The sequence below is a fragment of the Actinomadura litoris genome (assembly GCF_009733595.1).
Lineage (GTDB): Bacteria > Actinomycetota > Actinomycetes > Streptosporangiales > Streptosporangiaceae > Spirillospora > Spirillospora litoris.
Window position 1 is genome coordinate 183,810 of record NZ_WOFH01000012.1, and the last position, 22,560, is coordinate 206,369.

Genomic DNA, 22,560 nt, shown 5'->3' on the forward strand with positions numbered 1-22,560 from the left:
CCCTGGTTGGACGCTACCCATCGGGGGGCAAACCGGACGTCATCACCGGTTGAAGATCCCGCCGGGTGCGGCCCGGCGGACGGCCTGCGCCGCGATCGCGAGCACCGCGATGCCGAGGATGACCCACACCCCCGGCCTGTAGGTCGCCAGGTCGGTGGCGGGCGCGATCGTCGCGGTGACGATCGCCAGGCCGAACGCGCCGCCGATCTGGAGCGAGCTGTTGAGCAGCCCGGCGGCGACGCCCTGCTCCTCGTCCGGGACGCCGCTGGTCCCGGCGACCATCAGCGACGCGAACGTGAGCGCGAAGCCGACGCCCCACAGCAGCGACACCGGCATGAGGACCGTCCACAGGTCCGGGTCCTCGCCGATGCGGAGCATCAGCAGGTAGCACGGGACGAACGACACGAGACCGACCATCGCGACGGTGGTGACGCCGAACCGGTCCATCATCGCGCCGAGCTTCGGGCCGATGACGACCACCATCAGGCCCGCGGGCAGCAGCACCAGCGCGAACTGCCACGGCTCCCACCCGTTGAGCGTCTGGAGGTACTGGGTGAGCAGGAACTGGAAGCCCATCGCGGCGCCGTAGAGCAGGGCGATGCTGAGGTTGGCGGCCAGCAGCGAGCGGTCGCGCAGGAGGCCGAGCCGGATCAGCGGCGCCTTCACGACGCGCTCGACCCCGACGAAGGCCGCCAGCAGCGCGGCCGCCACGGCGAAACCGGCGAGCGTGGGCAGCGAGGACCAGCCGGCCTCGGGGACCGAGACCACGGTGAACACCAGCAGCATCGTCCCGCCGACCAGGGTGAGCGTGCCGCCGGGGTCGAGCCGTACCCGCTCGCGGCGCGGCGGGTCCTTCGGGACGACCAGGACCGCGCCGATCGCGATCAGCACCGCGAGCGGGATCGGCAGCACGAACGTGGCCCGCCAGCTCACCGCCGCGATCAGCCCGCCGACCAGCAGGCCGGAGGAGTAGCCGGACGCCTCGAACACGTTGAAGATCCCGAACGCCCGGTTGCGCTGCGGCCCCTCGGGGAAGGTGGTCGTCAGCAGCGACATCGCTGCCGGGGCCGTGAACGCGGCGGCCAGCCCCTTGAGGAACCGCGAGGCGATCACCAGGGCGCCGTCGTCGACGACCGCCCCGACCAGCGACAGCGCGGCGAACACGGCCATCGCGACCACCAGCGTCCGGCGCCGTCCGAACAGGTCGGCGGAGCGCCCGCCGAGCAGCAGGAACCCGCCGAAGGTCAGGAAGTAGCCGCCGGTGAGCCACTGCGCGGTGGAGGCGTCCATGCCGAACTCGCGCTGGATCTCGGGGATCGCCACGGCGATCATCGAGTTCTCCAGCCCGTCGAGCAGGATCACCCCGCTGAACACCAGCAACGCGACCCACGACCGCACCGTCCAGCGCACCGGTCCGGGCGGCGCCGCGGCCTCCCGTAGATCCTGCTTCGCCATGGCGGTACGGCCCCCTCGGACTAGACTCGTTCGGACAGCGCTAGTAGGCGTCGCAAATAATTGCAGACGCTTCATATTGCACTAGCCGTATAGTGTCGCATGCAACGACTTTGTGGCAAGGGGTGGGGTGACCGTGCCGGTCGATGACGAGGGCGCGCGGGCCCGCGCGCGGGGCTGGCGGACCCTGGCCGCGCTGCACGCGTGCGTCGCCGACGTGCTCGAACGGGCGCTGCAACGCGAGCACGGCCTGTCGGTGAGCGAGTACAGCGTGCTCGACGTCCTGTTCCGCCAGGACGACCACTGCCTGCGGATGAACCGCCTCGCCGAGGCCCTGACGCTGAGCCGCTCGGCCACGACCCGCCTCGTCTCCCGCCTGGAGAAGCAGGAACTGCTCGAACGCTGCCTCTCCCCGGACGACCGCCGGGGCATCTACACGGAGCTGACCGCCAAGGGCGCCGCGACCCTGGAAGCCGCACGCCCGGTACACGACGCGGCCCTGGCCGAGGGCCTGCGAATCGCGGCGGAGGAACGAAACCTGGCCCCCCTGGTCCAGGCCCTGTCCACAGTCTCGACCGACCCCCACGCCTGAGGGGCGGACGCCCGGCGGTTCGACCCCGCGCCAATATGAGCTAGAAGTTATATTGGTCAGGTGGCCTGGAACATCATCCTCCTCGAACCGGTCGAGAGCTGGTTCCTCAAGCTGTGTGAGTCCGAGGTGGACACCGCGGCCCTGATCGAGCAGGCCATCGACAGGCTGGCCGAGGTCGGGCCGACGCTCGGTCGGCCGCTCGTCGACACCCTGGAGCACAGCGAGCTGCGTAACCTGAAGGAACTGCGACCCGGCAGCCGAGGCCGGTCGGAGATCCGGATGCTCTTCGTCTTCGATCCGGACCGTGCCGCGATCTTCCTGGTGGCCGGTGACAAGGCGGGGCAGTGGTCACGCTGGTATGACGAGGCGATCCCACTGGCCGAAGCCCGCTACGCCGAGTACCGGGCCGCCAAGCACAAGGAGGCCCAACGATGAGCACCGGACGCCGCTGGCAGGACATCAAGGCCGAAGCGCACCGCCGCAACCCCGAACTGGCCGACCCCGAACGCCAGGCGCGGGCCCGCGCCGAGCTGGACGCCTATGTCGCCGGCCACCACCTCAAGGAACTCCGCAAGGCCATCGGCAAGACGCAGGCCGAGGTCGCCCAGATTCTCGGCGTCTCGCAGTCACGCGTCTCCCAGATCGAGAACGGCGACCTCGAAGCCATGGAGCTGGAGACGCTCCGCGCCTACGCCACCGCCCTCGGCGGACACGTGGACGTCACCGTCAGCGTCGGCCCTCACTCGATCAAGGTCGCCTGACAGCACCGACCCGCCTTACCCCGGTCGATGGTGCGGCCGCTGGGTGATTGCCGCGCCTGAGGGGCGGGGTTACCAGGGGATGGTCTCGGTCAGGGTGTCCGGGCCTCGGAAGGTGCCGGTGGGGCCGTCTTCGGGGAGCGTGGCCAGCAGGATCGGGACGGCGGCGCCCTCGGCCGTCGTGCGGTCGCCGCGCGGGAAGGGGGCGGCGGCGTTCTGGTCCGTCGGCACCATGCCGGGGCTGACCGCGTTGACCTTGATCCCGTCGGCGCGCAGGGCGGCGGCGTAGACCAGCGTCAGCGCGTTGAGCGCCGCCTTGGACGAGGAGTACCCGAGCGCCGCCCGGCCCGCGACCGGGCTCGCGGGGTCGCTCAGCATCGTGAGCGAGCCGAGCCCGCTGGAGACGTTGACGATCCGCGCCGCCCCGGAGCGGCGGAGCAGCGGCAGGAAGGCGGACGTCACCGTGACGACGCCGAAGACGTTGACCTCGTAGGTGTCGCGGAGCCGCGCGGCGTCGGACTCGGCGGGCCCGACGTCCCACTCGGTCGTGATCCCGGCGTTGTTGACGAGCGCGTCCAGCCGTCCGGTTTCGGCGCCGACGGTCGCGGCCGCCGCCTCGACGGAGCGGGGGTCGGTCACGTCCAGTTGGACGAACCGGACATCGCCCGCCCGCATCTCCGCGACGGCCCGCCGCCCGCGCTCCGGGTCGCGGGCGCCCAGGTACACGGTGAGGCCCCGCTCCGCGAGGCCCCGGACGATCTCCCTGCCGATGCCCTTGTTGCCGCCGGTGACCAGCGCCACGTGGTTGTCGTTCATGCCGTCCATCTCAGCGGCCCCGCCCTCCGGAAGGGAAAGACCCGTCGGGTGCGGCGCCCTACCCTGGCGGTATGCCGGAGCCGGACCTGCGCGAGCTGCGCTACTTCAGCGCCGTCGCCGAGGAGTTGAACCTCACCCGCGCGGCCCGGCGGCTCGGCATCGCCCAGCCGCCGCTGTCGCGGGCCATGCGCCAGTTGGAGCGTCGCCTCGGCGTCGCCCTGTTCGACCGCGCCGGGAACCGGCTGGCGCTGACCCCGGCCGGCGAGGTCCTCGCGAAGGAGGCGCGCTCGGTCCTGGACGCCCTGGCCCTCGCCGTCCGCCGGACGCGGCGCGCCGCCCTCCCCGAGCGCGGCCTGGTGGTGACCGCGAAACCGGGGGTGGCCACGGCGCTGCTGCGTCGGGTCCGCGAAAGGTTCCGCGCGGAGCCGGAGGCGCCCGAACTCCAGGTCGTCGTCAGCGGGTTCGGCGAGCAGGCCGCCATGGTCCGCGACGGGCGCGCGGACGTGGCGATCGCCGCCTGCTTCGACGGCCGCGGCCTCGACGTCGAGCCGCTGGCGAGCGAGCCGCGCGTCGCCGCGCTCACCCCGCACCACCGGCTGGCCTCCCGCGACGTCCTCAGCACCGCCGACCTGGCGGCGGAACCGGCCCCCCGATGGGCCGCGGGCGTCGACATCGGCTACCGGCTCGGCGACCCGGACCGTCCGCTGAGCGGCCCCGTCGTGCACGACAGCGCGCAACTGCTGGAGGTGGTCGCGCTGGGCGAGGCGGTCGCGCTGGTGCCGTCCTCGCTCGCCGAGCGGAACGTCCGCCCGGACGTGGCCTACCGCCCGGTGCCCGACGCGGCGCCCTACGAGACCCTCGCCCTCTGGCGCGCGGGCAGCCGGTCGCCGTCGATCGCGCGGTTCGTGCGGACGGCCCTGGAATGCTCCGCCTAGTCCCCGTCGGCGCGGCTGAGCGCCGTCTCCCGCTCCAGATATGACAGCTTCTCCGGATTGCGGACGGCGTACAGGCCGGAGATCCGTCCCCCCTCGATCCGCACCGCGATGACCGTGTCGATCTCGCCCTCCACCCGTAGGATCAACGCCGGATAGCCGTTGACCTGCGCGGGCTCCATCGCCGTGCCCGCGATCCCGCCCAGCACGCCGCCCACCGTCTCCGCCCCGACGATGGGCGCGAGCGCCGCCCGTACGACCCCGCCGCCATCGGTCAGCAGGACGACGTCGGGCGCGAGGACGTCCAGCAGCCGCCCCAGGTCGCCGGTCTCGACCGCCCGCCGGAACGCCGCCAGCGCCTCCCGCGTCTGGTCCGCCGAGACCACCTCGCGCGGCCTGCGCGCGGAGACGTGCGCCCGCGCCCGGTGCGCGATCTGCCGCACCGCCGCCTGGTTCTTCCCGACGGCCTCGGCGATCTCCGCATAGTCCAGCGCGAACACCTCGCGGAGCACGAACACCGCCCGCTCGGTCGGCGCGAGCGTCTCCAGCACCAGCAGCATCGCCATCGAGACGCTGTCGGCCAGCGCGACGTCCTCCGCCACATCGGGCGCCGTCAGGAGGGGCTCGGGCAGCCACGGCCCGACATAGGACTCCTTGCGCCGGACGAGCGTCCGCAACCGCGTCAGCGCCTGCCGCGTCGTGATCCGGACCAGGTAGGCGCGCTGGTCGCGGACGGCACCGTGGTCGACGTTCATCCACCGCAGCCAGGTCTCCTGAAGCACGTCCTCGGCGTCGGCCGCCGATCCGAGCAGCTCGTAGGCGACGGTGAACAGCAGGTTGCGATGGGCGACGAACCCCTCGGTGGCGGAGTCCATCCGGCCCTCGCCCGGCCCGCCCTCTGCTCGCCCGTCCATATCCGGCTCCTATCCCGTCGCCCGCACAACACGCACAAGACGCCGGTCCCCGCCGCTGTGTGACACCCGCCGCCGGTGGCGCAGGTCACATCCCTCGGCCGTCACAGGCGGGGGGCCGCCGGCATCTCCTGTGCATGCCGGACGCCGCGTCCGGCGCACACGACCAGTGAGGACGAGAACCATGGAACCCCGGATCAACCTGCTCGCCAACGAACTCGGCGCGAAGATCTCCAAGCGGATCTACAACGTGAGCCTGGCCATCCAGCAGTCGCCGCTGCCCCGGACCGTCCAGGACCTCGTGATGCTCCGCGCCAGCCAGATCAACGGCTGCGGCTTCTGCGTCGACTACCACTCCAAGGACGCGGCGGCCGCGGGCGAGACCGCCGTCCGGCTGAACCTCGTGGCCGCCTGGCGCGAGTCCACGGTCTTCACCGCCGCCGAGCGCGCCGCTCTCGCCCTGGCCGAGGAGGGCACCCGCCTCGCGGACGCCCACCTCGGCGTGTCCGACGGCACCTGGGCCGAGGTGCGCGAGCACTACGACGACGACCAGACCGTCGCCCTGGTCTCGCTGGTGGCCATGATCAACGCCGCCAACCGGCTGGGTGTGATCGTCCGCAACCCCGGGGGCTCCTACGAGCCGGGGATGTTCGCGTCCATGGCCCCCTGACCCCGGCCCGGGTTAGCGGCCCGATATCCCGGGCAGCCCTGCGTTTAGCCAGGAAGGAGCGTCTGACATGCGGCACGAGGAGTTCATCGGACAGGTCCAGGACCGCGCGCGCCTCCCGGGGTGGGGCGACGCCGAACGGGCGTCCCGCGCGACGCTGGAGACGCTGGGGGAGCGGGTCCCCGAGGGCCTCGCCGACCACCTGGCGGCGCAGCTGCCGCACGAGATCGGCGAGCATCTGCGCCGCACCGAGGTCTACGGCGGCCTGGGGACCGGGGAGCGGTTCGGCAAGCACGACTTCGTCGAGCGCGTGGCGATGCGGGCGGGCACCAGCGAGGCGCGCGCCGCGTTCCTCGCGCGGAGCGTCCTCGGCGTGGTCGGCGACGCCACCCAGGGGTCGATCACCGCGAAGGTGCGCGGCGCCCTCCCGCCCGACGTCCGCGAGCTGATGCCCGCCGGGCACCACGGCCGACCACCGGCCTGACCGCCCGCACCGGGCCGGCGCGCCGGCCCGGTGCCCTCAGGCGGGACGGGCGATCGGCAGTTCCCGCGCGAACCACTCGATGGTGCCGCGCAGGCCGTCCTTGACCTGGATGCGGGGCCGCCAGCCGAACTCGGCCTCGGCCAGCGCCGTGTCGGGCCGCCGGACGCGCGGGTCGTCCTCGGGGCGGTCCACGAAGCGGACGCGCGAGGGAGACCCGGTCAGGTCGATGACCAGCCGCGCGAGGTCGGCCATGGAGATCTCGTACGGGCTGCCGATGTTGACCGGCCCCGGGTGGCCGGAGGTCGCGAGCGCGACGATGCCGCGGACGGTGTCGTCCACGTGGCAGATCGAGCGGGTCTGCGAGCCGTCCCCGGTGACGGTGAGGTCCTCGCCGGTGAGGGCCTGCCGCAGGAACGTGGGGATGGCGCGGCCGTCGTCGGGGCGCATCCGCGGCCCGTAGGTGTTGAAGATCCGGACGATCGCGGCGTCCAGGCCCCGGGAGTGCCGGAACGCCGACGTCAGCGCCTCGCCGAACCGCTTCGCCTCGTCGTACACGCTGCGCGGCCCGACCGGGTTCACGTTGCCCCAGTAGGTCTCGGGCTGCGGGTGCACCAGCGGGTCCCCGTACACCTCGGAGGTGGAGGCGAGGACGAACCGGGCGCCCTTGGCCTCGGCGAGGTCCAGGGCGTTGCGGGTGCCGCGGCTGCCGACCTCCAGGGTCTGGATCGGGTAGCGGAGGTAGTCGGCGGGGGAGGCGGCCGAGGCCAGGTGCAGGACGTAGCCGACCCTGCCGGGGACGTGCACGGGCTCGGTGAGGTCGTGCCTGAGGAAGCGGAAGTCCCGCCGCGCGGCCAGGTGCGCGATGTTGCGGGACGTGCCGGTCAGCAGGTTGTCCAGGCACACCACGGAGATGCCCTGGGCGAGCAGCGCCTCGCACAGGTGCGAGCCGAGGAATCCCGATCCCCCGGTGACGACGGCGCGTGGATGTCTCATGGTGTCCCTCTCACGGCTCGTGGTGGGCCAGGGCCTTCTCCGCGGCCTCGACGGCCTCGGCGGCGGATATCTCCAGCAGGCCGGGGCAGGGCTCGCGCCCGCGCGGGTCGCCGGTGCGCCCCGCCCACAGGACGCGGTGCTCGGCCCGGTCGGGCGGCGGCCCCCACCGGCTCGGCGGCGCCGGGCCGAACAGCAGCACCGACGGTGTGCGGTGGGCGGTCGCGAGGTGCGCGACGCCGGTGTCGCCGCAGACCACCAGGCGGGCGCCCGCGACGAGCGCCGCCAGCTCCGGCAGCGGGGTGCGGCCGGAGAGGTCGGCGCCCTCGGGCAGCCCGGCGAGCCGGACGACGCGGCGGGCCAGGGACGTCTCGTCCGGGCCGCCGGTGACGACGACCCGCGCGCCGCCGTCCGCCAGCGCCGCCGCGACGGCCGCGAACCGCTCGGCGGGCCAGCGGCGCGCCGGGAACGCGGCGCCCGGATGGACCACGACCGCGCCCGGCGCGGGCGACGCCGCCTCGGGCGCGGGCAGGAGCAGGTCCGCGCGGTCGGCGTCGAACCCGTAGGCGGTGACGAGGCGGCACCAGCGGTCCACCTCGTGCTCGTCCGGATCCCAGCCGGGCCCGCCGGTGTGCGGGGCGTCGGCGCGGGCGAACGCCAGCAGGCGGCCCGGCCCGAGCCCGGCGAGGAGCCGGTGGCTCTCCGGGCCCCGCCCGTGCAGGTTGACGGCGGTGTCCACGGGCCCGGCGGGCGGCGGCGCGGCGTCCGGGCCGTCCAGGCCGTCGAGCGGGAGGACGCGGTCGACCGCGCCGGTCGCGCGGGCGAGCGGGGCGAGGACGGGCGGCGCGGCGAGCGTGATCCGCGTCCCCGGCGCCCCCCGCCGCAGCGCCCGCAGCGCGGGCACGGCGGTCAGCAGGTCGCCGAGGCCCAGCGCCCGCAGGACGACCATGTGGTCACCGCGGGCGGTCACGGCCACGACGGCTCTTCGGACGGGCAGACGACCATCTCCCGCACCTCGCATCCGGCGGGCTGGGAGAGCGCGAACAGGACCGTCGCGGCCACGTCCTCGGGACGGTTGAGCTTGGCGTCCGGGCCCGGCTTGTACTGGTCGGTGCGGTCGTCGAAGAACGCGGTGTCCATGCCGCCGGGCACGACCATCGTGACGCCGATCCGCCCGGACAGCTCCGCGGCCAGCGCCCGGGTGAACCCGACGACGCCGAACTTGGACGCGCAGTAGGCGGTCGCGTCGCTCAGCGCCTTCAGCCCCAGCGTGGAGGCGACGGTGACGACCCGCCCGCCCGGCCCGTGCTCCAGGTAGGGGAGCGCGGAGCGGACGGCGGCGACCGTGCCGAGCAGGTTCACCCTGACCACCCGCTCCCAGTCCTCGGCGGGGACGTCGCCGAGCGTCCCGCACGCGTCGATGCCCGCCGCGGTGACGACGGCGTCCAGGCCGCCCGCGTCCTGCGCGAGGCCGTGCACGGCGCGTTCGGTGGCGGCGCGGTCGGCGAGGTCGGCCTGCGCGTGCTCGATGTCGTCCTTGGGGGGATGCAGGTCGAGGACGAGCGGCCGCCCCCCGCCGCCCGCGACCGCGCGTGCGACGGCGGCGCCGAGCCCCGAGGCGCCCCCGGTGATGAGGACCTTCATGACGCGTCTCCCTTCGTGGTCGACAGCAGGCGCGTGGTGGAGCGCCCTTCCAGCAGAGGCAGCAGGACCACCTCGCCGCCGTGGGCCCGGACCGTCCCGGCCTCGGGCAGCGTGGTCCCGGCGTAGTCGGCGCCCTTGACCCAGACGTCGGGGCGCAGCCGCTCCAGCAGCGGCGCGGGGGTGTCGTCCTCGAACACGACCGCGGCGTCGACGTCGCTGAGCGCCTCCAGCACGCGGACGCGGTCGGCGGCGGGCGTCACCGGCCGGGACGGCCCCTTGCGCCGCCGGACGGAGGCGTCGGAGTTGACGCAGACGACCAGGCAGTCGCCGAGCCGCCGCGCCTGGTGCAGCATGCTGACGTGGCCCGCGTGCAGCAGGTCGAAGCAGCCGCCGGTCGCGACGACGGTGCCGCCCGCCCGCCGGGTGCGCTCGACGACGTCCCACGCGTCCTCGCCCCGCTCGGGGACGAGCCGGGGGGTGCCGTGGTCGGCGAGCCGCGCGGCGACGGCGGTGGCGGCCCCGGCCCGGACGAACTCCGACGCGCGGTGGACGCCCTCGGTGACCGCCGCGGCGAGCGAGGCCCCGTCGGCGAGCGCGCCGACGGCCCCGGCGGCGAAGCTGTCGCCCGCGCCGCACGCGTCGCCGCGCGCCGGGCGGGCGGGCGCGAGGAACGGCGTCCTCGACCCGTCGCACAGCAGCGCGCCCTCGGAGCCGAGCGTGACCGCGACGCCCTCGACGCCCCAGGCGCGGCCGAGGTGCCGGCCGCGGCGGCCGACCGCCGACAGCCCGGACCCGGTGATGTCGGCGCCGTCGGCGGCGGCGAGCCGCGCGGCCTCCTCGGAGTTCGGGGTGAGCAGCCGGACGCCCGGCACCGGCGCCTCGCCGCGCGGATGCGGGTCCCACACGACGGGCACCCGCGGGGGCAGCGCCTCCAGCAGCGACCGGACGGCGCGGTGCCGCGGGACGCCGCGCCCGTAGTCGGAGACCAGCACGGCCCCGGCCCCGGAGACCGCGTCGGCCACGCGCGGGCCGACGGGCCCGTCCAGCGCGCGGCCCTCCCCGGTGTCCAGGCGCGCGATCGACTGGCCGCCCGACCGGATGCGCAGCTTGCGGGGCGTCCCGCCGTGCAGGTGGAACGCCGCGACCTCCACGTGCTCCTCCAGCATCGCCCGCAACCGGCGGCCGGGTTCGTCGTCGGCGAGCGCGGTGACGAGCACGACCTCGCGCCCGGCGGCCGCCGCCAGCAGCGCGGCGAGGCCCGCGCCGCCGGGACGGGCGCGCTCCTCGGCCTGCTCGATGACGGGCACGGGCGCGTCCGGGCAGAGCCTGCTGCTGCCGCCGACGATGTCGATGTCGAGCAGGACGTCGCCGACCACGACGAGCGGGGCGGTCACGGCGCCGCCCCGAGCGCCTCGTCGACCACCCCGCACAGCACGTGGATCGCGGCGAGGTGGATCTCCTGGACGGTCGAGGTCGCGCCCGCCCGGACGGTGACCACGCCGTCGCACGCCCGCGCGAGCGGGTTCGGCCCCGGCCCGGTGATCGCCCAGGCGGACATCCCGAGCCGCCGCGCCCGGTGCGCCGCCGCGATCACGTTGGGGCTGCGCCCGCTGGTGGACAGGCAGATCAGCACGTCCCCGGGGCGGCCGTGCGCCTGCACCTGCCGCTCGAACACCGTGACCGGGCCGTAGTCGTTGGCGATGGCGGTGACCGAGGAGGTGTCGGCGTGCAGCGCGATCGCCGACAGCGGCGGCCGGCCGGTCTCGAAGCGGCCGACGAGTTCGGCGGTCAGATGCTGGGCCTCGGCGGCGCTGCCGCCGTTGCCGCAGGCCAGCAGCCGTCCGCCGGAGCGCAGCACCCCGGCCAGCCGGTGGCCCCAGCCCTCGATCGTGGGGATCTGCTCGCGGAACCGCAGCGCGGCCTCGGCGAGCGCCTCCAGCCGCCGGTCGTGCCCGGCGGACGCCTCGGCCCTCGCGTCCGCCCCCGGCGTGTTCGTGCGCGTCGTCGTCATGCCGCCACCCCGCTCAGCGCGGCGGCGTGCTCGTAGGCGGCGAGCGTGCCGGCGGCGACACGCGTCCAGGAGTAGCGTTCGCGGGCCCGGTCGCGGCCCGCGAACCCCAGCGCGGCGCGCCGCACCGGCTCGTCCAGCAGCGTCCGGATCGCCCCGGCCGCCTCCGCCGGGTCGCGGGGCCGGACGAGCAGGCCGGTGCCGCCGTCCACGACCGTGTCGAGGTGCCCGCCGACGGCGGTCGCCACGACCGGGACGCCGCAGGCCATCGCCTCCAGCGGCACCATGCCGAACGGCTCGTACCAGGGCAGCGTGACGACGACGCTCGCCGAGCGCAGCAGCGGCGGCACCTCCGCGCGGCCGAGCCGGCCGAGGAACTCCACCCGGTCGGCGACGCCCGCCTCGCGCGCGACGCCCCGCAGCCTGGCCACCTCGGGGTCGGCGTCCAGGCCGCCGCGCGGCGGCCCGCCCGCGACCGTCAGCGCGGCGCCGGGAAGGGACGCCAGGGCGCGGATCGCGGTGTCGACGCCCTTGCGCTCGACGAGCCGCGACAGCACCACCAGCCGGTGCCGGTCGCCGCCGCCGCTGCCGCCGCCTGGCGTGAGCAGGTCCAGGTCGACCCCGCACGGCACCACCCGGACGTGCTCGCGCGGGACGCCCATGGCGGCCAGTTCGGCGACCTCGTCGGAGCAGGTGGCGATCACGGCGTCGGCGGCGCGGCCGAGCATGCGCTCCAGCCGCAGGCGCGCGGCGGGGCTGGAGTCCGCGCCGCCCTGGTGGCGGCGCTTGACGGTGCCGAGCGCGTGGAAGGTCTGCACCACCGGCACGCGCCGCGCCCCGGACGCCCGCGCCGCCTGGAGCGCGGCGAGCCCGCTCATCCAGAAGTGGGCGTGCGCGATGTCGGGCGGATCCGCCGCCCAGCGCCGCTCCAGGCACGTCCCGAAGTCGTGCATCCAGGGCAGCAGGCCGTCCTTGGGGACGGGTTCGGCCGGGCCCGCCGGGACGTGCTCCACGGTCACGCCGGGCCCGAACGGGACGCGGCGGGGCTGGTCCGGCGCGTCCCGCCGCGTGTAGACGGTGACCTGGTGGCCCTGGCGGCCCAGCTCTCCCGCCAGCTCCGCGACGAACACGTTCTGCCCGCCGCCGTCCGCCCCGCCGAGCCCCCGCGCCGCCGGCTCGGGGCGGGCGGCCAGCGGGCTGGCGTGCTCGGAGATCATGGCTATCCTCATCGCGTTGCCTCCTGGAGAGTGCGCCGCCAGTCGCGCAGGAAGCGCGGCAGGCCGTACCGGTCGACGGCGTGCGCCCGCGCCTCCTTGCCCATCTGGCGGGCGCGCGGCGGGTCGGCGGCCAGGGCCCGCGCCGCCTCCGCCAGCGCGGCGACGCGGGTGGACAGCACCCCGGCCTCGGGCGGTACCGCCTCGACCGCCTCGGTGGTGGCGAGCGCCACCACCGGCAGGCCGAGCATCATGGCCTCGATCAGCGCGAGGCCGAGCGAGGTCCACCGGTAGGGGTGGACGTAGACGCGGCGGCGGGCGAGCTCCTCGTGCATCCGCGCCTGCGGCAGGTCCTCGAACGTCCAGAGCGACTCCGGCGCGATGCCGAGCCGTCCGGGCGCGCCGGTGACGTTCATGCCGAACAGGTCGAGCGGCAGCGCGGCGGCCAGCCCCGCGAGCAGGTCGGTGCCGCAGACGCGCCCCCGCCGCAGCGGGTCGTTGATGACCACGCCGCCGCGCGGCATGTCGCCGGTGTAGCGGTGGCCGGGGTCGGCGATCCCGTGCTCGATGACGCGGGTCGGGGCCCGGCCGCAGTTCCAGAACACCTGGTTGAAATGGGTGACGTGGACGACCGTGATGTCGGAGCGGTCGTGCAGGAAGTGCCGGCTGTCGGGCACGACCTCCTCGGGCAGGCCCACGTCGGACGGGGTCCGGCGGGGGGTGTCGTGCTCGACGTAGGCGGCGGGGACGTCGCGTCCGGGGCGGCGCCCGAGCCATTCCTCGGCCAGCCGCAGCTCGCGCGGCCGCTGGAGGACGACGACGTCGACGTCCTCGGCGCGGAGCCGCTCCGGCGTCACCTCGATCGCGCGGTCCGGCCAGTGGAAGGTGTCGGGGCGCCCCCTGCCGTCCGGTCCCCGGCCGGGGACGGCGGGGACGAGCGTGGTGTGCGGCCCGTGGACGAACGACGTCGCCCACGACCCGTGGACATGCCACATCAGCACCCTCACCGCGCGTCCACCTCCCCGGCGACGGACTCGACGGCCGCCGCGACCTCGCCCGCCTCCACGCCCGCGAGGCACGGGTGGCCTTTTACGGGGCACACGCGGGCGCGGCTGTCCCGGCACGGTGCCGCCTGCTCGCCGAGCAGCGCCACCGGGACGCCGAACGGCGCCCAGCGCGCCGCCGGGACGGTCGGCGCGAACAGCGACACGACCGGGGTGCCCACGGCCGCCGCGAGGTGCGCGGGCCCGGTGTTGCCCGCCACGGCGGCGCGCGCGCCCGCCAGCACCGCCGCCAGCTCCGGCAGCGTGGTGCGGCCGCCGAGGTCGAGGCCGTCCTCCCCGGCGATGAGCGCGGTCAGCTCCTTCTCGTCGCCGTGGCCGGTGACGACCACCCGGTTCCCGGCCGCGGCCAGCAGCCGCACCGCCTCGGCGCAGTTCTCCGGCGGCCAGGCGCGCGCCGGGACCGACGTCCCGGGGTGCACCACGACGTATCCGGGGCCGCCGGTGAGGTGGTCGGTGCGCGGCAGCGGCTCGCGGACCCGCAGCCGGGTGTCGGCCGGGGCCGGGAACCCGGCGTCGGCGGCGAGGGCGAGCATCCGCAGCGGCTCGGGGACGTCGGTGTCGGGCCGGTGCCGCAGGTCGAGCAGCGACCCCGGGTAGTCCTCGCTGATGCCGCCGATCCAGGGCGTCCCGGCGAGCCGCAGCAGCAGCGCCAGCGGCAGCGGCGACTGGTGGAACGAGGTCAGGATCAGCGCCCGGTCGAACCCGCGCAGCTCGCGAATGACCCGGTCGATGTCGGCGGGGTCAACGGCGACGTGGTCGGGGTCGATCCACGGGGCGCACCACTCGACGACGCGGTCGACGCCCGGCAGCAGGTCGGCGGCGGCGCGTCCGCGCGGCCCGCACAGCAGCACGACCTCGTCGGCGCGGGCGGCCACCGCGCGCACGGCGGGCCCCGCGAGCAGCACGTCGCCGACGTTGTCCTGGCGTGCGAGAAGGACCCTCATCGGCGCCGCCTTCCGACGACGGCGGGCCGCCCGCCGAGGAGCAGGTCGACGGCGGCCTCCAGTGTCGGCGCCGTCTCCGCCGCCCGCGCGATCTCCGCCGGCCGGGTCCGCCCGGTGGGGACGAGGATGCCGCGCGCCCCCGCCGCCGCGGCGGCCTCGACGTCGCCGCCGATGTCGCCGATGACGGCGCAGTCGGACGGCAGCGCCCCGAGCCGCTCGGCGGCCCGCTCGATCATCCCCGGGCGCGGCTTGCGGCACCCGCACGCGTCGGCGCCGTCGTGCGGGCAGAGCTCCCACACGTCGAAGCGGCCGAGGAGCTCCTCGACGCGGGCGTTGACGCGCCGCACGTCCCCGGCGGTGACGCGGCCCTTGGCGATTCCCGACTGGTTGGACACGACGCCGATCCGCACGCCGTGCCGCCGGAGCCGGTCGAGGGCGCGCCGGGCGCCCGGCATGGGCTCGACGCGCGCCGGGTCGCCGTTGTAGGGGACGTCCCTGATCAGCGTGTCGTCGCGGTCGAACAGCACCACGCGCGGCCCGCCCCGGGCCCGGGCCCGGGCCCGCCGGTGGACGGCCAGCCCCCGCGCCCGGTGCCGGATCGCCGCGGGCGGGATGGCGGCGCTGGTGACCAGCATCTTCGCCGTCTCCCCGGGCGTCCGCGGGCCCGGCCGGATGCGCTCGTAGGCGAACCGCGCGGTCAGCGCCGTCCAGGTGCCTCCGGCGGCGAGGAGGAAGAGGGCCGCGCCGCGTCCGCCGCGTCCCCCGCGCAGCGCCGCGGGCGCGGCGGCCAGCGCGAGCAGCCCGGCCGCCGTGGTCGCGGCGTGGCGGCGGAGCAGCCCCCGGCCCTCGCCCGCCCGCTCGCGCCAGCCCGGCCCGTGCACGCGCCGCATGAGCACGTCGTCGGCGTTCCCGGCCTGCGCCCGCACCGACGCCCAGAACCCCGCCGGGCGCACCGGGTGCCGCAGCCGCCGGTCGCCCGCGACGAGGCCGTGCCCGGCGTCCAGCACGCGGAGCGCGAGGTCGGCGTCCTCGCGGTAGGCGCGGCGGAACCGCTCGTCGAAGCCGCCGAGCGCGGCGAGCACGCCGCGCCGGTAGGCCATGTCGGCGGTGATCCAGTCGGCGCCCGCGAGCGCGGCGGTGCAGCGCTCCCAGTCCGTCGGCCGCCGGTCCTCCGGCAGCGGGACGGTCAGCCGCCCCTGCGACCCGGCGACCCGCGGCGGCAGCCCGGCGAGGTCGGCGGCCAGCCTGGCGGGCCACGCCGGCTCGGGCACCACGTCGTCGTCCAGGAAGGCGACCCACTCGGTCGTGGCCGCGCGCCAGCCGGCGTTGCGCGCGGCGGCGGGCCCCCGGCCCCCGGAGCGGATCACCCGGACCCCGTGCCCGGCCGACGGCGGCAGCGGCAGCGGCGCGCCCGGCCCGGGACGGTCGTCCACCACGATGATCTCGTGCGGCGCCGGTCCCGGCCCGTGCTCCAGCGCCGTGAGCAGCGCGTCCAGGGTGACGCGCAGGCTCGCCCTGCCGATCGTGGGGATCACCACGGTGCAGCTCATCGGGCGTGCACCTCCCGGCGGCGCACCACGTACGGCCCGATGGCGAGCAGGTCGACGGGCGCGGAGCCGAAGCACTCCAGCGCGTCGCGCGGGTCGTCCGCCATCGGACGCCCGGCGGTGTTCAGGCTGGTGTTGACCAGGACGGGCAGCCCCGTGCGCTCGCGGAACTCCGCCAGCAGCCGGGCCACGAGCGGCTCGTCCGCGGCGGCGACCGTCTGCACGCGGGCGGTGCCGTCCACGTGCACGACGGCGGGGATCCGCTCCCGCCACCCCGGCCTCACGCGGTGCACGAACAGCATGTACGGGCTCGGCAGCGGGCCGTCGAAGACCTCGGCGGCGTGGTCGAGGGCGACCATCGGCGCGATGGGACGGAACTGCTCGCGCCCCTTCACGTCGTTGAGCCGCTCGATGTTGCCGGCGTGTCCGGGATGGGCGAGCAGCGAGCGGTGCCCCAGCGCGCGCGGGCCGAACTCCGACCGGCCCTGGAACCACGCCACGATCTCGTCGCGCGCGAGCGCGTCGGCGACCGCCGCGGCCAGGTCGCGCGGCCGCTCGTAGGGGATCCTGGCGGTGTCGAGCCGCGCGGCGATCTCGTGGTCGTCCCACCGTCGGCCGAGGTCCGCCCCCGGCATGGCCGCCGGGGGGTCGCCGCCGTCCCGGGCCACGTGCAGCGCGGCGCCCAGCGCCGTCCCGGCGTCGCCCGCCGCGGGCTGCGCCCAGATATCGGCGTACGGCCCCGCCTCGGCCAGCCGGGAGTTCGCGACGCAGTTCAGGGCCACGCCCCCGGCGAGCATCAGCCGCCGGGAGCCGGTGCGGCCGTGCAGCCAGGCCGCGAGGTCGAGCAGCACCTCTTCGAGCCGCGCCTGGACGCCGGCGGCGAGGTCGGCGTGGTCGCGGGTCCATTCGCCGTCCGGCGCGCGGGCCTTGGTGAGCGAGCCCCAGTCGATCGGGGCGACGGTGAATCCGCCGTCCCCGGTGGCGGTGACGTGCTCGCGCAACTCGTCCAGAAAACGCGGTTCCCCATAAGAGGCGAGCGCCATGACCTTGTACTCGTCACTGGAGCGCAAGAAGCCCAAATGTTCGGTGAGATCCTCGTACATCAGCCCCAGGGAGTGGGGAAGGCGCTGCGCATGCAGCGTCGTCAGGACGCCGTCCTCGTACGTCCCGGCCAGATGCGAATGGGACTCGCCCCGGCCGTCCAGAACCAGGACGTCGCCGTCCCCGGGCGCGGGCGCCGCGAGCCCCGCCGACGCGGCGTGCGCGACATGGTGCGGGACGAACCGGACGATGCCCGGGTCGAGCCCCGGCAGCGCCGTCGCCAGAAAGTTCGGCGCGCGGCGCGCGTACAGCGTCCGCAACCCCTCCCACTGCGCGTCGTGGCCGTCGGGCCCGGTCTCGACCAGGGACGGGTCGTAGGAGTAGGCGACGGCGTCGAGGTCGCCGGGCTCCAGCCCGGCCTCCTCCAGACACCACCGCGCCGCCTTCTCCGGAAGCTCCCAGCCCGCGAAGGGCACCGGTCGCTTCCCGTGCTTGCGGCGGCTGAAGCGCTCCTCCTCCGCCGCCGCGACGACGGCCCCGTCGATCACGAGGGCGGCGGCCGGGTCGTGGAAGATCGCATTGATTCCGAGCACGCGCATGAGAGCCCCATCTCGGCTCAGCGTTCGGTGGCGGGGCGCTGCCCTCGTCGCGGGCACCGGCCTCCGGGCGGTCTCACTGGACCTGCAAATCCCCTATAGGTGATTTCGGACATAGCCGAGAAGCAGGGGACTAAACCAACAAGAGGATTAAATAGCGCCAGGTAGGCCGCATGATCCGCGCGGATCCTCAACGCCCGTCCCCGGTCGGCGCTGCTCGCCGCCCGGGTCCTCGTCGGCGAGGAGGAGCGCCTCGCGCTCGACCTCGCCGCCCACAAGTGGGGCCACGCCTACGTGCCGGAGCCGGTCGTCCACCACCGTCCGTCGAGGGCGGGCCGCGCCCAGGCGGCAGGCCCGCGACCGGCTGCTGACCGCGCGGCTGCGGCACCCCCTCCCGGTGTCGCGCGCACCGCCGCGACGGCCGCGCGGGCCGCGCCGACGCGGCCCGCGCTCGTGCTCGCCCGCCCCTCCGTCAGGATCTCGCTCTGGCGGAGCCGCGGTCGTTGGCCTTCCCGATCGCCTTGACCAGCTCGCGCTTGGACATCCTCGACCGGCCGGGGACGTGCAGCCGCTTGGCGACGTTGTAGAGGTGCTCCTTCGAGGCGTTGGCGTCCACCCCGCCCGCGGTCCTGCGCCGCGTGCTCCGGCCCCCCTCGGCCTGCCTGTCGGAGGGCCCCCGGGCACCGCCGGCCTTCGGCTCCCAGTGGTCGCCGATCTTCTCGTGGGTGTGCTTGAGGGCCGCGTAGGCGACGCGATGGGCCCGCTGCCCCTCCCCGTACTCCTCGACCGCCGAGTCGTGCGCCTTCGCGAAGGTCCGCTGCGCCTTGGCGTCCGACCGCCTGATCGTCTCCGGGAGCTCACCCGTCCTTACCTGGCGTCCGCTCGTCATCATCGGCATCGTGCCGCACCTTTCCGCTCGTGGCTGTCCGGCCGCCGATACCCGCGATCGGACGGAATCCACCCCGCTCGGCGGCCGAAGTCCCTGGTCCCGACGTGACGGGCGGCCTGCGGGGGCTACGCCTCCGAAGCGTCGCGCAGGCGTGCGACGGGGTGCGGCCCGTCGGTGGCGAGGCGGTACTCCTCGCCGAACTTGTCGCGGTGCTCGTCGATGACGCGCTCCTGCGGCGGCCGCTCGGCGTTGATCTTGTCCTGGTACTCCTCGAACCGGCGGTGCGCCTCCTGGACGTAGCCGGTGCCGAGGGTGGTCCAGTCGATCCGCGTGCCCAGCAGGTCGCGGACGAGCTGCTTGTTCGGCTCGAACGTGACCGGCTTCGGCAGCTCGGGCGCCAGGACCGACTCGGGGTCGCGGCCGTCGCGGCGGCGCATCAGGTCGCAGGCGATCCGCAGGTGCTCCAGCTCCATGTTGAGGTGGAGCTCCCAGATGTTCTCGACCCGCGGGTCGGTCTCGGTCTCCATGAACGAGTGGTACAGGTAGCACTCGTTGTACTCGTGGGTGACCAGGCGCTCCCACCAGGTCTCGCCCGGGTCGACCAGCGACTCGTAGTGCGTGACGTGCTCCTCCTCCACCAGGCCGATCTCCTGGTAGAGCTGCCGGGCGATCGGCTCCATGTACATCGGGCCGACGTTGAAGTAGAAGTTCATCGTCTGCTGCTCGGCCGACATGATGGTCAGCGCGTGCAGCTTGGAGATCGGCGCCGCCGCGTCCTTGTCGTAGGGCTCGCGGACGTTGTCGACCGCGTCGCGGTGCCGCAGGAAGCCGGGCCGTCCCGGCATCACCTCGGTGAGCTGGTCGACGACCTTCTCGGCCTTGCGGTGCTCGATCGTCTCGTACAGGTTCGCGTACCGGTCCAGGTGGTCGAAGTCAACGACGCCCGCGACAGGGACTGACCGGCGCCCGTCCCCGGCGTCCGACCTCACATTCCGACGCGGTGTCTTGTCGAAGGGCTGAGGACGGATGACAGAAAGGACGGGGCGGCGATGCCTGCGCGACACGAGGTGCACGAAACCGAGATCAGGCGGCGGATCGACGAGATCGTCACGGGGGTCCGGGCCAAGGACCTTGACCGCCTGGAGCGGCTCTACGCGGCGGACGTGGTGTCCTTCGACGTCGAGCCGCCCCTGCGGCATGTGGGCGTCGCGGCGAAGATGAGCAACTGGGAGACGGTGTTCACCGTCTTCCGCGATGTGACCTACGAGGTCCGCGACCTGACCGTCACCGCAGGCGACGAGGTGGCGTTCGGCCACTGCTTCGGCCGGCTCGGCGGCACGCTGGAGGACGGGACGGCGACGAGCGGCATATGGGTCCGGGCCACCTTCTGCTTCCAGAGGGTCGAGGGCACCTGGCTGATCGTCCATGATCAGGCCTCGGTACCGCTCGACATCCGGAGCGGCCAGGGAGTGACCGACCTGGAACCCTGAGAACGACCGCAGGGCGGCCCGGAGCACTCCGGGCCGCGCGTCTCCGGGAACTCAGTAGGCCGCCTTGCTCACTCGGCCGATCTTCTGGCGTTCTTCGGCATAGGCGTTGGCGACAGCGGTGTCGGTGTGCCGTTTGCCCTTCCGCCAGAACCGCTGCGCGAGTCTGCGGTTGCCGTGCTCGGCGTACACCCGGCCGAGTTGGGCGTAGGCCGCGCCGGTGGTCTCCGGCGGTGCCTCCGGGTCATTGATGATCTGCTGGAGGGCGAGTTCCGCGTCGTCGGGCTGGTCCAGGTGGACCAGGCAGGCGAGTTGGAAGGCCGCGCGATGGGCGATGTCGGGATTCTCGGTCGCCAGTGCCCGGAGGTATGCGTCGATGGCGGTGGGGAGGTCGTCGAGGTCTTCGGCCAGCTGCCCCAGCAGGTACGCGGCCCGGGGCGCGTAGTCCCGGTTCTCGGTCGCGATCGCGCGACGGAACGCCTGCGCGGCCGAGATGGGACACGACATACAGGCGTGGGCGATGCCGAGTTTGAAGGCGGCGGCCGCCTTGATGTCCGGGTCGTCGTATTCGGCGGCGATCTCCCATGGTTCGATCGCCATGGCGGGGCTGCCCACCACTTCGAAATGCAGCATGCCCAGGGTGAAGGCGATATGACCGGCCCGCGGGTCGCCCGCCTCGATGCGGCGCAGGCACGCGTCGTGAACGCGCAGGACCAGGCGGAGCTGGTCGAGGACGTCCAGATGGCGGCTGTTCATGACCAGCACGCCGACCGGAACGATGGCCCCGAGGACGTTCTCCACGGCCTCGCCCTCAAGCACGGAGAACAGGGAGTCCAGACCACGGTCGTGTTCGGCGCGCTCGGCCTCGGCGAGCCTGTGCGCGGCGCGCACGGCGTAGTCGGGATCGGCGCCGCAGACCGCGATCCGGTAGGCCTGGCCGGACAGTCGCGTGTCGCCGTCGGCCTCGGCGATCCGGCCCACGCCGTAGGCGGCCCACTCCCGCACGGGCGTGTCGGCCTCGATCATCAGATGGCGCAGCATCGGCGCGACGCCCGGGATCGAGCAGGGGCCGCCGCGCATCAGCAGTTCGGCGGCGTGCACGGCGAGCTCGTGCGCGGCCTGCCGGGTCCTCGGGTCCAGGTGGCCGAGGAGGTCGGTGTAGATGTCCGCCGCCGTCCGATCGTCTTCGAGGGCGATGGCGATATGGGCTCGCATGAAACCCAGCCGCGCCATCTCCTCCTCGCCGGGCGGCACGTCGGACGCCTCCGCCTTGTCGAGTAATTCCCGCGCGGCGGTGAGGTCGCCCCGAGCCAGGAACACTCCGGCCATGGTGATCTGAAGGTCCGCGCGGTGCAGGAAGTCCCATTCGAGCGCCTCGTTGATCCGCCGCTCGGCTTCGGCGTACTCACCGCGTTCGGCGAGGATCCGCGCGAGATCGGCGACCGCGCGTCCGGACTCGAACAGGTCGTCCAGATCGATGACCTGACGCAGCACCCGCTCGGCCGCGGCGGCGTCCCCCGACCGGACCAGCAGGGCCGCCAGGACCCGTCCGTCGAAGGCCGCCAGGAAGGGGACCATGCAGTCGAAGGCGATCCGCCCGGCGTTGATCGCCCCGGCCTCGTCCTCGGCCTGGAGGCGCAGGTCCCGCAGGAGGCGGGCGGCGGGATGCGTCACCAGCCGGTGGCGGCAGTCGATCGCCCGCCGGAGCAGGGCCTCGGCCGCCGGGCGCCCGGCGTCGCTCTCCAGTTCGGCCAGGGCGAGGATCGCCCGCGGCGCGATCGCGAAATGCCCCTCCTCGACCATCCGCTCGAACGCGATCCGCGCCGCGCCGTGACCGCCCTCGTCCAGGTCGATCTCGGTGAGGTACCACCGGGCCAGCGCCGCCGCGTCGGGGTCGTCGCCCTCGACGGCGTGGGCCAGGTGCGCCCGTGCGGCCTCGCGGCCCCCATGGCGCCCGGCCAGGGCCCTGGTCGCCAGGGCGACCGCCGCCATCGGGGTCACCGCCCTGCCCGCCGCGTCCACCAGGCTCTCCCGCGGCTGCGAGACCCAGAGCAGGACGCCGTCGGCGAGTTCGTAGCGTCCGGCGCCGTCCACGACCAGCAGGGCCGGATCAGCGGTCGCCAACGCGAGCCCGGCCTCGAACCCCCTCGGCGTCAGCGCGGCCATCCGGCGGACGGCCTGCCGGTAGAGCAGGGACACCGGAATCCCGACGCCCGCCGCCTGCCACCAGTCCGTGGCGGCCAGCACCACGGCCCGCGTCTCCGCGCCCGCCGCCAGCGCCTCGTCGAACCGCTGGGCCAGGAGCAGGGCGTCCCGTTCGATCCCGGGCCCGTCGAGTTCCGCGAGCACGTGCTCCGACCCGTCCCACCCGTCCCCGACCGGTCGCATCCGAAGCCCTCCACTAACGATCCGTAGCCGACTCGAAACTCTTCGAAACCAAGCTAGGCAGGGCACCGCCCCACCGCACGGGCCAGTACAAAAAACGCATGGGTCCTCGCGATGTCCCGGCGGCAGGGGCCTTGCC

At 74.9% G+C, this 22,560-nt stretch carries 23 protein-coding genes; 7 read left to right on the plus strand and 16 right to left on the minus strand.

Annotation, left to right across the window (positions count from 1 at the left end; genetic code table 11):
- Positions 1 to 42: 42 nt before the first annotated feature.
- Entirely contained in the window at positions 43 to 1,455 is a 1,413-nt protein-coding gene (locus GNZ18_RS30175) for an MFS transporter (protein ID WP_156220013.1), read from the minus strand.
- A 133-nt stretch (positions 1,456 to 1,588) separates the two neighbouring features.
- Between GNZ18_RS30175 and GNZ18_RS30180 the strand changes: the two genes are divergently transcribed.
- Genes GNZ18_RS30180 through GNZ18_RS30190 form a run of 3 tightly spaced genes read left to right on the plus strand, consistent with a single transcriptional unit; the run spans position 1,589 to position 2,805 of the window.
- Positions 1,589 to 2,044 carry a MarR family winged helix-turn-helix transcriptional regulator gene (locus tag GNZ18_RS30180; RefSeq protein WP_214620188.1) on the plus strand — a complete coding sequence of 152 codons (456 nt, stop codon included), beginning with the start codon at positions 1,589 to 1,591 and terminating at the stop codon, positions 2,042 to 2,044.
- A 60-nt stretch (positions 2,045 to 2,104) separates the two neighbouring features.
- A complete protein-coding gene (locus GNZ18_RS30185; protein ID WP_214620187.1) occupies positions 2,105 to 2,479 on the plus strand; it encodes a type II toxin-antitoxin system RelE/ParE family toxin in 375 nt (124 codons plus the stop codon).
- Entirely contained in the window at positions 2,476 to 2,805 is a 330-nt protein-coding gene (locus GNZ18_RS30190) for a helix-turn-helix domain-containing protein (protein ID WP_156220014.1), read from the plus strand. Before GNZ18_RS30185 ends, GNZ18_RS30190 begins: the two co-directional genes overlap by 4 nt.
- Positions 2,806 to 2,874: 69 nt before the next feature.
- Here the strand turns inward: GNZ18_RS30190 and GNZ18_RS30195 are convergent, their stop codons facing one another.
- The gene (locus GNZ18_RS30195; RefSeq protein WP_156220015.1) at positions 2,875 to 3,618 is read right to left on the minus strand and encodes an SDR family oxidoreductase; all 744 of its coding nucleotides are present in this window, start codon (positions 3,616 to 3,618) and stop codon (positions 2,875 to 2,877) included.
- Between the two features lie 71 nt (positions 3,619 to 3,689).
- Here GNZ18_RS30195 and GNZ18_RS30200 point away from each other — a divergent pair, with 71 nt between their 5' ends.
- Positions 3,690 to 4,553: a LysR family transcriptional regulator gene (locus tag GNZ18_RS30200; protein WP_156220016.1), complete on the plus strand. Its 864-nt coding sequence runs from the start codon at positions 3,690 to 3,692 to the stop codon at positions 4,551 to 4,553.
- Here the strand turns inward: GNZ18_RS30200 and GNZ18_RS30205 are convergent.
- The gene (locus GNZ18_RS30205; RefSeq protein WP_156220017.1) at positions 4,550 to 5,464 is read right to left on the minus strand and encodes an RNA polymerase sigma-70 factor; all 915 of its coding nucleotides are present in this window, start codon (positions 5,462 to 5,464) and stop codon (positions 4,550 to 4,552) included. The genes GNZ18_RS30200 and GNZ18_RS30205 overlap by 4 nt on opposite strands.
- Before the next feature lie 181 nt (positions 5,465 to 5,645).
- On the opposite strand from GNZ18_RS30205, the gene GNZ18_RS30210 reads away from it, so the two are divergent.
- Both GNZ18_RS30210 and GNZ18_RS30215 read left to right on the plus strand, forming a co-directional pair.
- Entirely contained in the window at positions 5,646 to 6,131 is a 486-nt protein-coding gene (locus tag GNZ18_RS30210) for a carboxymuconolactone decarboxylase family protein (protein ID WP_156220018.1), read from the plus strand.
- 67 nt (positions 6,132 to 6,198) lie between these two features.
- The gene (locus tag GNZ18_RS30215; protein ID WP_156220019.1) at positions 6,199 to 6,612 is read left to right on the plus strand and encodes a DUF2267 domain-containing protein; all 414 of its coding nucleotides are present in this window, start codon (positions 6,199 to 6,201) and stop codon (positions 6,610 to 6,612) included.
- 36 nt (positions 6,613 to 6,648) lie between these two features.
- On the opposite strand, the gene GNZ18_RS30220 is transcribed toward GNZ18_RS30215, so the two are convergent.
- The 12 genes from GNZ18_RS30220 to GNZ18_RS30275 form a co-directional block, all read right to left on the minus strand.
- Positions 6,649 to 7,605, minus strand: coding sequence for an NAD-dependent epimerase/dehydratase family protein (locus GNZ18_RS30220; protein WP_156220020.1), 957 nt, complete (start codon positions 7,603 to 7,605; stop codon positions 6,649 to 6,651).
- 10 nt (positions 7,606 to 7,615) lie between these two features.
- Positions 7,616 to 8,578 (minus strand): glycosyltransferase family 9 protein, encoded by a 963-nt coding sequence (locus GNZ18_RS30225; protein WP_312874843.1) that lies wholly within the window; start codon positions 8,576 to 8,578, stop codon positions 7,616 to 7,618.
- Positions 8,569 to 9,246 carry an SDR family oxidoreductase gene (locus GNZ18_RS30230; protein WP_156220022.1) on the minus strand — a complete coding sequence of 226 codons (678 nt, stop codon included), beginning with the start codon at positions 9,244 to 9,246 and terminating at the stop codon, positions 8,569 to 8,571. Before GNZ18_RS30230 ends, GNZ18_RS30225 begins: the two co-directional genes overlap by 10 nt.
- Complete coding sequence (gene rfaE2, locus GNZ18_RS30235) at positions 9,243 to 10,640, minus strand: D-glycero-beta-D-manno-heptose 1-phosphate adenylyltransferase (RefSeq protein WP_312874844.1); 1,398 nt, start codon at positions 10,638 to 10,640, stop codon at positions 9,243 to 9,245. The genes GNZ18_RS30230 and rfaE2 overlap by 4 nt, the downstream gene beginning before the upstream one ends.
- Positions 10,637 to 11,257, minus strand: a complete 621-nt coding sequence (locus GNZ18_RS30240; RefSeq protein ID WP_156220023.1) for a D-sedoheptulose-7-phosphate isomerase — start codon at positions 11,255 to 11,257, stop codon at positions 10,637 to 10,639. Before GNZ18_RS30240 ends, rfaE2 begins: the two co-directional genes overlap by 4 nt.
- Positions 11,254 to 12,483, minus strand: coding sequence for a glycosyltransferase (locus GNZ18_RS30245; RefSeq protein WP_156220024.1), 1,230 nt, complete (start codon positions 12,481 to 12,483; stop codon positions 11,254 to 11,256). Before GNZ18_RS30245 ends, GNZ18_RS30240 begins: the two co-directional genes overlap by 4 nt.
- Positions 12,480 to 13,475, minus strand: a complete 996-nt coding sequence (locus GNZ18_RS30250; protein WP_312874845.1) for a glycosyltransferase — start codon at positions 13,473 to 13,475, stop codon at positions 12,480 to 12,482. Before GNZ18_RS30250 ends, GNZ18_RS30245 begins: the two co-directional genes overlap by 4 nt.
- Entirely contained in the window at positions 13,472 to 14,476 is a 1,005-nt protein-coding gene (locus tag GNZ18_RS30255) for a glycosyltransferase family 9 protein (RefSeq protein ID WP_156220025.1), read from the minus strand. Before GNZ18_RS30255 ends, GNZ18_RS30250 begins: the two co-directional genes overlap by 4 nt.
- Positions 14,473 to 16,026, minus strand: coding sequence for an HAD-IIIA family hydrolase (locus GNZ18_RS30260; RefSeq protein WP_156220026.1), 1,554 nt, complete (start codon positions 16,024 to 16,026; stop codon positions 14,473 to 14,475). Before GNZ18_RS30260 ends, GNZ18_RS30255 begins: the two co-directional genes overlap by 4 nt.
- On the minus strand, positions 16,023 to 17,663 hold the full coding sequence (locus GNZ18_RS30265; protein WP_156220027.1) for a carbamoyltransferase family protein: 1,641 nt from the start codon (positions 17,661 to 17,663) through the stop codon (positions 16,023 to 16,025). The genes GNZ18_RS30260 and GNZ18_RS30265 overlap by 4 nt, the downstream gene beginning before the upstream one ends.
- Before the next feature lie 469 nt (positions 17,664 to 18,132).
- Positions 18,133 to 18,558, minus strand: a complete 426-nt coding sequence (locus tag GNZ18_RS30270) for a ChaB family protein (protein ID WP_156220028.1) — start codon at positions 18,556 to 18,558, stop codon at positions 18,133 to 18,135.
- A gap of 116 nt (positions 18,559 to 18,674) precedes the next feature.
- Positions 18,675 to 19,538 carry a hypothetical protein gene (locus GNZ18_RS30275; protein ID WP_246250661.1) on the minus strand — a complete coding sequence of 288 codons (864 nt, stop codon included), beginning with the start codon at positions 19,536 to 19,538 and terminating at the stop codon, positions 18,675 to 18,677.
- A 60-nt stretch (positions 19,539 to 19,598) separates the two neighbouring features.
- Here GNZ18_RS30275 and GNZ18_RS30280 point away from each other — a divergent pair, with 60 nt between their 5' ends.
- Positions 19,599 to 20,039 carry a YybH family protein gene (locus tag GNZ18_RS30280; RefSeq protein WP_156220029.1) on the plus strand — a complete coding sequence of 147 codons (441 nt, stop codon included), beginning with the start codon at positions 19,599 to 19,601 and terminating at the stop codon, positions 20,037 to 20,039.
- A gap of 51 nt (positions 20,040 to 20,090) precedes the next feature.
- On the opposite strand, the gene GNZ18_RS30285 is transcribed toward GNZ18_RS30280, so the two are convergent.
- Positions 20,091 to 22,424 carry a tetratricopeptide repeat protein gene (locus tag GNZ18_RS30285; RefSeq protein ID WP_156220030.1) on the minus strand — a complete coding sequence of 778 codons (2,334 nt, stop codon included), beginning with the start codon at positions 22,422 to 22,424 and terminating at the stop codon, positions 20,091 to 20,093.
- Between the last annotated feature and the right edge of the window lie 136 nt (positions 22,425 to 22,560).